The sequence below is a fragment of the Desulfotomaculum sp. genome, from assembly GCA_003513005.1.
Classification (GTDB): Bacteria; Bacillota; Desulfotomaculia; order Desulfotomaculales; family Nap2-2B; genus 46-80.
This window is the reverse complement of the sequence record DOTD01000050.1, coordinates 66,562-79,001: the sequence shown is the minus strand read 5'-3', so window position 1 is coordinate 79,001 and position 12,440 is coordinate 66,562. Positions and strand designations below refer to the sequence as shown.

Here is a 12,440-nt window from a genome sequence, read left to right as displayed (position 1 = left end):
TCATTTTTTATATCAATTATTCTGTGATATATTATTTTTTATCTAAGACCATCGCGAAGCGATTTCGTTCTTCTTGTGTATTTTTGGTTAATACACAAGAACCGTCCCCTTGTATTCTTAAGTTAACCCGGTAGGCATGGTTTTACTGAATTTTTTTATTTCATTTTATTTATTATAGCGTCAGCCATTTCGCTTGTTGATGCGCTCCCGTGAAGGTCATATGTTAGATGCGCTGCTTCAACAAGCACCTCTTCAACCGCTTTTGTTATCCGTTCTGCGGCGTCATTTTCCCCAATATGCTTGAGCATCATAATACCGGAGAGAATAATCGCCAGCGGATTTACCCGGTTAAAACCCGCATGCTTCGGCGCACTGCCGTGCACCGGTTCGAACACCGCAGCGTCGAAGCCAACGTTTGCGCCCGGAGCAACACCCAGGCCACCGACAAGTCCAGCGCAAAGATCGCTGATAATATCACCGTAAAGATTGGGAGTAAGCAGAACATCATAATTCTCAGGCGTTTGCACGAGTTTCATACACATTGCATCAACAATCATTTCGTCAAACTCAATCTCCGGGTAATCCTTACTCACTTCCCTGGCGCATTCCAAAAACAGGCCGTCGGTAAATTTCATGATATTAGCTTTATGTACAACTGTAACCTTCTTACGGTTTTCTCTTTTGGCCATCTCGAAGGCGTGGCGGGCTACCCGTTCCGAGGCCTCCCTGGTAATAATCTTAATGCTTTCAGCGGCATTTTTACCTACCCTGTGCTCAATACCCGCATATAAATCCTCGGTATTCTCCCTTACCACAATAAGATTAACATGCTCGTAACGGCTCGAAATACCCGGCAAACTTCTTGCAGGTCTTATATTTGCATACAGGTTAAGTTCCTGACGCAAGGCCACGTTGATACTGCGGAAACCAGTTCCTATCGGTGTGGTAAGAGGCCCTTTTAAGGCCACCCGGTTTCGTTTGATTGATTCAAGAACATGTTCCGGCAAAGGTGTGCCGTATTCACCGATAACTCCTGCTCCCGCCTGAACAATTTCCCATTGTATATCTATACCGGTAGCCTCAATTACCCCGCGGGCTGCCTCGGCTATTTCAGGACCAATACCGTCCCCCGGAATTAAAGTAATTTTGTGTTGAGCCACTTCAATGCCTCCAGCTAATTATTTATCTTTTCTATTCAAAGCTGAAACCGCCATACTTTTTGAAATGGGCGCTCAAACCACCGTCGTTTAAGATTTTAATCATCACATCAGGCAGCGGTTTGATAGGAATGGAAACGCCGCTGCTTTTATTTTTGACAAACCCCTGAGAAAGATCAACTTCCAAAACATCACCTTCACCAATCAGATCAGTATCACATTCAACAACCGGTAAGCCTGTGTTTATTGCATTGCGGTAGAAAATTCTGGCGAAAGATTTGGCCAGAACGGCGCTGATCTTGGCATATTTTACAACCAGGGGCGCCTGCTCCCGTGATGAACCGCAGCCGAAGTTGGTCCCGGCTACTATAAAATCTCCAGGTGTTACTTTATTGCTGAAATCGGGATCCAGATCCTCCATAACATGACTGGCTAACTCAACCATGTTAAGTGTTTTAAATTTATATTTACCTGAAATTATATAGTCAGTATTGATATCATTGCCGAACTTATGGGCATTGCCCTCGAAGAACATTTAAGTCACCTACTTTAGAAATTCTCTTTTTAGAAATTCTCTTGGATCGGTAATTCGTCCAGTAATTGCAGAAGCTGCGGCCGTTGCCGGGGAAGCCAAATAAATGTAAGCTTTTGAATTTCCCATCCGCCCCTTGAAGTTTCTATTGGCGGTTGAAATAACGACCTCGCCGTCAGAGGGCACACCATTATGTGTTCCGACGCACGGGCCGCAACCCGGTGTTACAAAAGCAGCCCCGCTTTCGACCAGTGTTTCAACGATTCCTTCTCTTATCGCATCCAGCATTATTTTCCTTGAAGCCGGAGCTACAATGAGCCGGATATCTTTATTGCATTTCCGGCCTTTTAAAATTCCGGCGGCGATTCGCAAATCCTCCAGACGGCCATTCGTACAGGTTCCTATAACAACCTGGTTGATTACCGTACCAGATACGTCCCCGACCGGACAGACGTTGTCAACGGTGTGCGGCTTGGCCACATGCGGCTCAAGTTTACTCACGTCATACTCTTCAATTCTGAAGTATTTAGCGTCAGGATCCGGCTCCACAGGCTGATATTTCTTATTTGTAAAACTCTCCAGCCATGAAAAAGTTTTTTCATCTGCCGCCATCAGACCTGCTTTAGCGCCCATTTCAACCGCCATGTTGGATATAGTAAAGCGGGCGTCCTGGGAAAGAGCTGAAATGGCCTGCCCTGTATACTCTACCGATAAGTAGGTTGCGCCATCTGCAGTTATCTGGCCTGTTAGATATAAAACTAAATCTTTTGAATACACGCCTGGAGGAAGTTCTCCATGGCAGATTATTTTCAAAGTGTCAGGTACTTTAAACCACATTCGCCCTGAGATTAGAGCAGCGGCCAAATCCGTCGAACCGACACCTGTTGAAAAAGCGTTTAAGGCGCCATATGTGCAGGTATGTGAATCCGCGCCGATAACCAGCGAACCGGGTCCCACAGCGCCTGTTTCCGGTACAAGCTGGTGGCAGACTCCCTCCCCAACGTCGCAGGTATATATTCCCTTTTGCCGGGCAAAATCTCTCATCATTTTATGGAGTTCTGATACGCCCTCGTTCGGGCTGGGAGCATTATGATCAATCACAAAAATAACTTTTCCGGGATCAAAAATCTTTTCACCCCCCATTTCCTGAAACGCCTTTATTGTCAAGGGGGAGGTACCATCCTGGCCCATAATATAATCTACTTCCGCAACAACAAGATCGTTTGCAAATACCTGGGAATTACTGTGTGAAGAAAGAATTTTTTCAATAATTGTTTGACCCAACTTGATACCTACTCTCCAAAATAATCTTCATATATATACATTAATTCTTTATCAAACAGGGGGCGTTTTAAAGAAACACAATATGACCTGACTTTGGCAAGAAGCTCCTGTGCCTTAAATTCACTAAGGTGAATACCGTATTCCGCAAATTTAGCCTTCAAAGCCGCTGTGCCAGAATGCTTCCCTATCACAATCTGACGCTGCAAACCAACCTCTTCCGGGTGGAAGGCCTCATAAGTTTTAGGATTCTTCATCATTCCGTCCGCATGAATACCTGACTCGTGGGCAAACATATTAGTACCCACGATGGCTTTCCAGGAAGGAAGTTCCCTTCCCGACGCGCGGGAGACATAATCAGACACCTCGTGAAGCATCTCCGTTTTAAAACTTAAATCCATTTTCAGGATGTGCTTTAAAGCCATCACTACTTCTTCCAATGCAGCATTGCCGGCCCGTTCGCCAAGACCGTTAATGGTTACGCCAACATAGTTTGCGCCTGCCTTTACACCGGCTACTGTGTTTGCCGTTGCCATACCGAAATCATCATGAGTATGCATTTCAACCTCTATCTGCGCTTTTTCAATTATTGTTGAAACGCGTTCAAATGTTGTAAACGGATCAAGTATTCCAACCGTATCGCAGTAGCGCAAACGATCCGCGCCGGCCTCTTTGGCAGTCTTTGCGTATTGGATGAGAAAATCCATATCCGTGCGGGAAGCATCCTCGGCGTTTGCGGAAATGTACATTCCATGCTTTTTTGCAAACTCCACGGCTTTAACCATCTTTTCCAGAACCCACTCGCGGCTTGCCTGCAGCTTATACTTGATATGAATATCTGACGTAGAGATTGAAATAGCCACAGCATCTACGCCACATTCCAGAGAAGCTTCGATATCGCTGATTACCGGCCTGTTCCAAGCCATAATGCTTGCCTTTAATCCAGCCCTGCAAATACTGGTTATCGCTTCCTTCTCATCGCCACCCATGACAGGTACGCCGGCTTCAATCTGGTGCACACCCATTTCGTCTAAAAAACGGGCAATTCTTAATTTCTCCCGGTTTGCAAAAACAACCCCGGCAGTTTGTTCACCATCACGCAAAGTGGTGTCAACAATAGTAATTTTCCTTTCATTCATGCCAATTCACCTCTTTTTATAGGTCGAGATCTTTTTCGCTTAAAAATATACCATGAAAACAGTCAGCTGAAAAGTTGTTTAACTATTAAATATTGTATACATTAAACTAATTACCCTTACCCTCATTCTGTTTTAATGAAGACTGTCTTCTAATTTCCACCCCCATATATTCATAAGAACCTTCCAATCCTGTGTTGATTTTTTTGATCCCGACCACTGTTTCCCGAACAGGAAAGCTTTTCAGAATGTCGCTTGAGATCTCCTCGGCCGCCGCCTCAAGGAGGTTATAAGACCGGCAGGTTATCTTTTCTTTAACAATCCCGAAAACCCGGCTGTAATCAACAGTAAGGGAAATATCGTCTTCACGGCCAGCCTTTTTTAAATCAAGATATAATTCGACGTCTACCACAAAGTTTCCTCCCAGTTCCCTTTCCCGGGGCGACACCCCGTGATAGCCGTAAAATTTCATTCCTTTAAGGATAATCCGATCCATTATTAATCCTTTCCAAAATTCCGCCTTACAACAGCATCCGCCATCTTTACCACTCGCGCCATTTCTTTTACATCGTGTACACGCACTATATCGGCGCCCCCGGCAATTGATAGAGCAACTGTCGCTGCTGTGCCTTCCAAGCGCTGATCCACAGGAAGATCGAGCACTTTGCCGATAACTGATTTACGGGATGTGCCTACCAGAACCGGCCTGCCCAAACAAGCCAGCTCCGGCAGTTTTAATATTGCCTCCAGGTTGCCTTCTGCGGTTTTTCCAAAACCAACCCCCGGGTCTATGACAATCGCGTCACGGTTAATACCTGCTGCTTCAGCTATATCCATGCTTTCCCTGAAATAGTGAACCATCTCGCCTAGCATGTCTTTATATTCCGTTCCCTGCTGATTATGCATGATTATAACCGCTGCTTTATATTGGGCGACAATACCCGGCATTTGCGGATCTCCCCTGAGGGCTTGCTGATCATTTACTATCTGGACTCCCATTTCCAGGCTCCGGCGCGCCGTTTCAGCCTTGCTGGTATCAATTGAAACAGGTACGGGTATCTTTCCCGAGATCCTTTTCAATACCGGCATAACTCTTTTCAGTTCTTCCTCAAGAGATACGGCTGTATAACCCGGTCTGGTTGATTCACCACCCACGTCGATTATGTCAGCGCCTTCCTCAACCATTCGGAAGGCCCGTTCTTCCGCCTTCCCGGGGTCCAGATAAACCTCCCCGTCAGAAAACGAATCAGGAGTAGTATTTAAAATACCCATTAACAGAGTACGTTTCCCGAGATAAAGATCCCTATCCTTACATGACAGTTTGGCCGGCCGTTTCTCCAGATTATCCAGTACTTCTTCAATCTGATCCGCAAGTTTGGGCAAACCGAAAGCCTGCATTTTAAGTTTCAGCAGGACAGCTTTATACTGACTTGAAGTTCCCATTAAAACAACATCCGTACTGGAGGCGCTGCCGTCAATTACCCCCCTGCTCACCGCTGCTTCTGCGCCCCTGGCCAGCATTTCCTGCTTAAGAATGTTGGCCTGCACAGGAGTTAAACCGTTTAATTTAAGCACACGAAAAACACCCTTGGGGGCCATCAAGCGACCCCCAAGTTTGTCCGCGCCTATTTCAAAAATTTGTGCTAAAGCTTCACCTTCGTTGTTAAAAAACAAATTTCTTACTTCCATTCAACCCTTACCTTATATTCTTCTTATTTAACGACTATATTAACAAGCTTGCCCGGCACAGGAATCACCTTGACAATTTGTTTTCCCTCAATAAGCTGTTGGATCCGTGGCTGCGCGAGCACATACTCGGACATCTCCTGAGCCGAAACTCCAGGATTAATTGTCATCCTTTCTTTAATTCTTCCGTTTACCTGGATGACAATCTCCACCTCTTCTTCAGCCATTGCCTCCAAATCATATACAGGCCAGCTCTGCTTGTGAATGCTTTCCTTCCCGCCGATCGCCTCCCATAATTCTTCGGTAATGAATGGCGCAAATGGCGCTAACAGCAACAGCAAGTTTTTAACGGCCTCTTTTAAAACTTCGGGTTTGTGATTTCCGTTTTCTTCTTTATATTTATAGATTCCGTTAACGAGCTCCATAATCGCGCTTACCGCCGTGTTGAAGTTAAACCTGTCCGATATATCATCCGTAATTTTTTTGATGGTCTGGTGCGTTAAACGGCGCATTTGTCTTTCATCAACCGTTAGGTTCCGGACAGGAACCTGGTCGGATATGCCTGATAAACTATCCGCTAAAGGTACGACCAACCGCCAAAGACGGTTTAGAAAACGGTAGCACCCTTCGACACCCTGGTCACTCCATTCAAGATCCCTTTCCGGTGGAGCGGCAAACAGGATAAACAAACGGGCAGTATCAGCGCCATAGTTTTTAATAATATCTTCCGGGCTGACTACATTTCCTTTGGATTTGGACATTTTTGCCCCGTCTTTGAGGACCATTCCCTGGGTCAGCAGGTTGGTAAAAGGCTCCATTACGTCAACCAGACCCAAATCATAAAGAACTTTGGTGAAGAAACGTGAATAAAGCAGGTGCAGAACAGCGTGCTCCACTCCGCCAATATACTGGTTAACCGGGAGCCACCTGTTTACTTTGGCTTTATCCCAGACTTTATTTTCTTCCCTGGGACTTGTATAACGGTAGTAATACCATGATGAACACATGAAAGTATCCATGGTATCGGTTTCCCTCTTTGCCGCGCCTCCGCAGCTGGGGCAGCTGGTCTGCAAAAAATCCGGACAATCGGCTAACGGAGACTGCCCTGTTGGTTTAAAAGCCACATTCCTGGGCAGTAAAACAGGCAATTGGTTTTCCGGAACCGGCACAACACCGCAGTTATTACAGTAGACTATCGGAATCGGGGCGCCCCAGTAGCGTTGTCTGGAAATCAGCCAATCACGCAGACGATAGTTCACTCTCCGGCCGCCAAGTCCTTTCTCCTGAAGGTAATCAGTAACGGTCTCTTTCCCTTTACCGCTGGTCAGCCCGTCAAATATTCCGGAGTTGACCATAATTCCTTCTTCCTCATATGCCTCTTCCATTGTTTCAGGTCCAAGTTCCTTCTCCGGCGGCTTTATAACAAGACATATAGGCAAGCCGTATTTACGGGCAAATTCAAAATCCCTCTGATCATGCGCAGGAACACCCATGACAGCCCCTGTGCCATACTCATACAGCACATAATTGGCTACCAAAACCGGCACAGTGGCGCCATTTAAGGGATTTATACAATATGCTCCAGTAAAAAGCCCTTCTTTTTCCGTATCAACGGATGTCCGCACTATTTCGCCCAGCCTGCTTACCCGGCTGGCAAATGAACGGACGGCGTCAGCCTGTTCCTTGCCTTCGATTAATTTTTCTACAAAGGGGTGTTCGGGAGCAAGCACCATATAGGTTACCCCGAAAATAGTGTCAGGACGGGTAGTAAAAACTGCTATTTCCTCATTGGAACCAGCCACAGGAAATTTGATTAATGTCCCTTCGCTCCGGCCAATCCAATGATCTTGCATTATCTTAACTTTTTCGGGCCATCCTTCAAGAAGAGTTAAGTCATCTAAAAGGCGGCGGGCATAATCTATAATTCTAAAAAACCACTGCTCAAGCTCCCTTTTTTCTACTTCCGTTTTGCAGCGTTCACAAACACCTTCCCCGACAACCTGTTCGTTTGCCAGGACTGTTGCGCATGAAGGGCACCAGTTTACTGCAGCCCTTTTCCTGTAAGCAAGCCCGCGGTTGTATAGCTGCAGAAAAAGCCACTGTGTCCATTTGTAATATCCGGGGTGAGAAGTAGCCACTTCACGGCGCCAGTCATAACTAAAGCCAAGCTGTTTTAACTGTTCCCGCATAGTGTTTATATTTTCAGTAGTCCAGTCGGCAGGATGAATATCGCCGTGTTTGATAGCAGCATTTTCGGCAGGCAGGCCGAAGGAGTCCCAGCCCATAGGATGTAAAACATCATACCCCTGCATGGTCTTAAACCTTGCTACAACATCACCGATGGAGTAATTCCTTACATGGCCCATATGCAGCTTTCCTGACGGGTAGGGAAACATTTCCAGACAATAGAATCCGGGACGCTCGCCAAAGTCCCCAACTCTGTATAAATCCCCGGCCTCCCATTTTTTAAGCCATTTTTCCTCAAGTTCGTGGTGATTGTACCTGTCTTTCAAATTTTTTTAGCCCCCTATAGCAAACAAGTAGTAACAGTTGTGGTTAAATTTAAAATTTTAAAAAAGCCGGGCATACTTAGCCCAGCTTTTATAAGTCCACTTTTAAAACTCATGGTGGAGCTGGCGGGAATCGAACCCGCGGCCTCTTCCATGCCAAGGAAGCGCGCTCCCGCTGCGCCACAGCCCCATCTGTACAGTCACTAAAACCTCATTATAAAGATATAATAGGAAAATGTCAATAAAATGTTATATTAGTTATACATGTTCATTGCTTTTTCAATGCCGTCGGCTGCAATGGTTTTTATCGCCTGCGCAGCTTTTTCAACCATCTGCTCAACAACCAGCGCTTCTTCGGAAGAAAAACGGCTCAATACCCAGTCCACCATTTCAAAATCTGGTTCCAAAGGCCGGCCTACGCCAACTCGAAGGCGAATAAAATCTTTGCTGCCAACCAGATCAATTATTGATCTCAGCCCACGGTGCCCTCCATCTCCGCCTTTTCCACGAATGCGCAGCCTGCCGAGAGGCAGGTCTACATCGTCGCAAATAACAATCAAGTCCTGATTGGACAGCCGGTACCAATGCAACAGGCTGACTACAGACTCACCGCTATTATTCATGTAGGTCTGCGGCTTAGCCAGGATAATTTTTTGCTCTTGAAACTCAGTGTTTGCCACCAAAGCCTTGCATTTCAAACGCCAGTTGGTTATATCCCGCTCCCGGGCTAACCAGTCGATTACCTTAAAACCAATACTGTGACGGGTATTGGAATAGGAATTTCCCGGATTACCCAAACCAGTTATTAAAAGCATTTTATATACCCTCGACAAGTAATGTCCAGACCATTATCTGCATATCAATAAAGCAAGGACAACTGTTTTATTATAAGGGGGAAGCAAGCAAAATGCGTAAGAGCAAACATTTAATAAACCTGCCGGTAATAAGCCTTCAAGAAGGTCAGCGAATCGGCAAGGTCAAAGGATTGGTAGTGGATCCATCCCGAAAATCCGTAGCCGCCTTGATTTTAGAAGAAAAAGGATTATTTAAAGAACAAAAATTTATTCCTTTTTGTAATGTCCGCAGCGTTGGAGAAAATGCCGTAACGGTTGAACAAGGCAACATAATCCAAAAAGGAGCTACACTACCCGAAATAGTAAAGTATTATAAGGACAAGATTGATGTTATCGGCTCCCGTATCGTCATGGAAAACGGAACCATTATAGGCCAGGTTAACGAATACTTTATAGAAACTCAGGATGGAAAAATTGCCGGTCTTGAAATATCTACCGGGATCATTAATGATCTGATGGAAGGTAAAGCATACTTGAATTCAGATTTTATCCGTACCCTGGGTAAGCAGGTTACCGTCTGCACAGATGATTCAAAAACCAATTTGATAAAAAATGATGACGGCATGCAGGAAAACATTCGGTCATTCGCCGGCAAAGCCGGCCAAACATGGTCTTTAACTCTTGAGAAAAGCCGCCGGTTAGGCTCTGCGATAGGCCGTCCTTTTAAGGAAAGATTTAAAAGATTAGATAAAACATCCGCCATCATAGATGAAAAAGACGAACTCATACCTGCTGATTCAACCGTGGAAGAAACTGAATCAAAAAAAGGAGATTAAAAATCAGTCAAAAAGCTTACTCACGGAAAGGTCCTCATGAATCCGGATAATCGCTTCCCCCAAAAGGGGAGCTACTGAAAGAACCTTAATTTTGCTTAGTTTTTTCTCGGGTGACAGAGGGATAGTATTAGTTACTATTACTTCGTTAATAGGCGCTTTCTCTAAAAGTCGGATGGCAGGGCCACTTATGACCGGGTGTGTGCAGCATACATAAATATCTTTCGCCCCCCATCTTCTTTTTAAAGCCTCGGCGCCTTGGGTAATTGTACCGGCTGTATCAATCATATCATCTATCATGATAACGTTTTTATCTTTTACATCTCCTACAATGTTCATTATTTCGGAAACATTCGGTTCGGGGCGGCGCTTGTCGATTATTGCAATTCGGGCGCCTATTCGTTCAGCAAGTTCCCTCGCCCTGGTTACACCGCCAAGGTCAGGTGAAACAACTATTACATTCTCCAGTTTTTGCTGCAGGAAGTACTGAGCTAAGATAGGCACACCCGGCAAATGATCCACCGGAATATCAAAAAATCCCTGGATCTGGCCGGCGTGCAGGTCCATCGTCACAACCCTCCGGGCTCCGCTGGCTGTGATTAAATTGGCCACAAGCTTGGCTGTGATTGGATCGCGGGCTCTTGTCTTTCGGTCCTGACGGGCATAACCGTAATATGAAAGAACTGCTGTAATCCTCCTTGCCGAAGCCCTTCGCAGAGCATCAACAAGAATTAACAGTTCCATCAAGTGTTCGTTGACAGGCTGCGAGGTGGGTTGTACAACAAAAACATCTGCTCCGCGGACACTTTCGGTAATTTTTACATGAACCTCGCCATCTGAAAAACGGATAACTTTAGCTTCTCCCAGAGTTACACCCAGATACTGTGCAATTTCTTCAGCCAATTCCGGGTTGGCGTTGCCCGTAAAAATCTTTAGCCTTTTGTTTAACGTCATTTAATACACATCCTCTTTCGGAAACTGTAAATTCTTGCTTTTATAATCTTTAAAGATCTTTTTCTTTGGCTGTAATTTTTTTGTTGTATCCTTCAATATTTTTTTGTCTGCCCCGGGCGATACTAAGGGTGTTTTCGGGCACATTTTTAGTAATCGTGGAACCCGCGCCAATTACAGCGCCCGATCCGATTTCTACAGGCGCCACAAAATTTGTGTTGCTTCCCACAAAAGCCCGGTTACCAATCATTGTAGGCCATTTATTACTGCCATCATAATTACATGTTATAGTACCCGCCCCTATGTTTACCTCCGAACCCATCGTGGTATCTCCAATATAGCTTAAATGCGGCACTTTGCTTTTAACCCCGATTTTAGCTTTTTTAAGCTCAACAAAATCGCCCACTTTTACTTCCTGTTCAAGCACACAACCCGGCCGGATATAAGCAAAAGGACCTATGTTACAGTTATTGCCAATTAAGCTCTCCATGATTATAGAGTTTCTTATTACCGCGCCAGTCCCTACCTGAACATCAATCAGGTGTGTCCCGGGCCCTATTGTACAATTAGGGCCTATAGAACTTCTCCCCTCAATAATTGTAAAAGGAAGTATAGTTGTATCTTGCCCAACCTTAACCTCCCTGTCAACATAGGTATTTTTTGGATCAATGACCGTTACACCGGACAGCATAAGGTCAGTCAATATCCTCTGTCTCATATTCGATTCTACTTCCGCTAACTGACAGCGGTCGTTAATCCCCATTATCTCTCCCGCATCTTTTATTTTATAAGCTTCAACGGGCAGCTCAGCTTTGACGTATTTTTCAATAAGGTCTGTCAGGTAGTATTCTTTCTGTGCATTATTGTTTTTAATCTCTGAAAGCGCCTCAAAGAGCCCTTCACCTGAAAAAACATAAATTCCTGTATTTATTTCTCTTATGGCAAGTTCTTCCTGACTCGCATCCCTTTGCTCAACGATCTTTAAAACTCTGCCGGAGGTCTCACGGATAACGCGCCCGTAGTTCCCCGGATCGATAAGTTCCGCAGTGAGCACTGTTGCCCTGGCTCCAATATTTTCATGGTATTCCAGGAGATTTTTAAGGGATGATTGTGTTATAAGAGGAGTATCACCGCCGATAACAAGCAAATTACCGCTAAATCCTTCCAGCCTTTCTTTTGCCTGGAGCAATGCGTGAGCCGTTCCCAGTTGAGGATCCTGATTAACTACACTGATGTTTCCCGGCAGGTTTTTAGCCACCATATCCCCGCGATGTCCAACAACTATAGTGATATTTTCTATTCCAGCGTTATTTAAGGACTCCGTAACGTAGTCGAGCATGGGGCGGCCGCAAATTTTATGAAGAACCTTCGGCAACTCGGATTTCATACGCGTACCCTTACCAGCCGCTAAAATTACTGCTGCCCGCTGCATTAAATCATATCACCCCAAACCTTTATTTTCCCGTAAACAATATACTCTTATTTTTCTTCTATTCCCTTATTCAACAAAAATCTTTTTTTCCCTTTAATCCACTCAATTAACATAAAAAAGAGAGCCGT

At 45.1% G+C, this 12,440-nt stretch carries 11 protein-coding genes and 1 tRNA gene; 1 reads left to right on the top strand and 11 read right to left on the bottom strand.

Annotated features, from left to right (window positions below; all coding sequences use genetic code 11):
• Positions 1-155 precede the first annotated feature (155 nt).
• The 9 genes from DEH07_06500 to DEH07_06460 all read right to left on the bottom strand — a co-directional run bounded on the left by DEH07_06500 (position 156) and on the right by DEH07_06460 (position 9,117).
• On the bottom strand, positions 156-1,160 hold the full coding sequence (locus tag DEH07_06500; protein ID HBY04185.1) for an NAD-dependent isocitrate dehydrogenase: 1,005 nt from the start codon (positions 1,158-1,160) through the stop codon (positions 156-158).
• A 31-nt stretch (positions 1,161-1,191) separates the two neighbouring features.
• A complete protein-coding gene (locus DEH07_06495) occupies positions 1,192-1,692 on the bottom strand; it encodes a 3-isopropylmalate dehydratase (GenBank protein HBY04184.1) in 501 nt (166 codons plus the stop codon).
• A 9-nt stretch (positions 1,693-1,701) separates the two neighbouring features.
• Positions 1,702-2,973 carry a 3-isopropylmalate dehydratase large subunit gene (locus DEH07_06490; GenBank protein ID HBY04183.1) on the bottom strand — a complete coding sequence of 424 codons (1,272 nt, stop codon included), beginning with the start codon at positions 2,971-2,973 and terminating at the stop codon, positions 1,702-1,704.
• A gap of 8 nt (positions 2,974-2,981) precedes the next feature.
• Positions 2,982-4,109, bottom strand: a complete 1,128-nt coding sequence (gene nifV, locus DEH07_06485) for a homocitrate synthase (protein HBY04182.1) — start codon at positions 4,107-4,109, stop codon at positions 2,982-2,984.
• Between the two features lie 106 nt (positions 4,110-4,215).
• Positions 4,216-4,602, bottom strand: coding sequence for a dihydroneopterin aldolase (folB, locus tag DEH07_06480; GenBank protein HBY04181.1), 387 nt, complete (start codon positions 4,600-4,602; stop codon positions 4,216-4,218).
• A gap of 2 nt (positions 4,603-4,604) precedes the next feature.
• Positions 4,605-5,795 carry a dihydropteroate synthase gene (gene folP, locus DEH07_06475; protein ID HBY04180.1) on the bottom strand — a complete coding sequence of 397 codons (1,191 nt, stop codon included), beginning with the start codon at positions 5,793-5,795 and terminating at the stop codon, positions 4,605-4,607.
• Between the two features lie 23 nt (positions 5,796-5,818).
• A complete protein-coding gene (locus tag DEH07_06470; protein ID HBY04179.1) occupies positions 5,819-8,305 on the bottom strand; it encodes a leucine--tRNA ligase in 2,487 nt (828 codons plus the stop codon).
• A 112-nt stretch (positions 8,306-8,417) separates the two neighbouring features.
• Positions 8,418-8,492, bottom strand: a tRNA-Ala gene (locus tag DEH07_06465).
• 64 nt (positions 8,493-8,556) lie between these two features.
• Positions 8,557-9,117 (bottom strand): aminoacyl-tRNA hydrolase, encoded by a 561-nt coding sequence (locus DEH07_06460; protein HBY04178.1) that lies wholly within the window; start codon positions 9,115-9,117, stop codon positions 8,557-8,559.
• A 92-nt stretch (positions 9,118-9,209) separates the two neighbouring features.
• On the opposite strand from DEH07_06460, the gene DEH07_06455 reads away from it, so the two are divergent.
• A complete protein-coding gene (locus tag DEH07_06455) occupies positions 9,210-9,932 on the top strand; it encodes a photosystem reaction center subunit H (GenBank protein HBY04177.1) in 723 nt (240 codons plus the stop codon).
• 3 nt (positions 9,933-9,935) lie between these two features.
• Here DEH07_06455 and DEH07_06450 read toward each other — a convergent pair whose 3' ends face one another.
• A complete protein-coding gene (locus DEH07_06450) occupies positions 9,936-10,883 on the bottom strand; it encodes a ribose-phosphate pyrophosphokinase (GenBank protein ID HBY04176.1) in 948 nt (315 codons plus the stop codon).
• Positions 10,884-10,932: 49 nt separating this feature from the next.
• Entirely contained in the window at positions 10,933-12,312 is a 1,380-nt protein-coding gene (gene glmU, locus DEH07_06445) for a bifunctional UDP-N-acetylglucosamine diphosphorylase/glucosamine-1-phosphate N-acetyltransferase GlmU (protein HBY04175.1), read from the bottom strand.
• Positions 12,313-12,440: the final 128 nt, after the last annotated feature.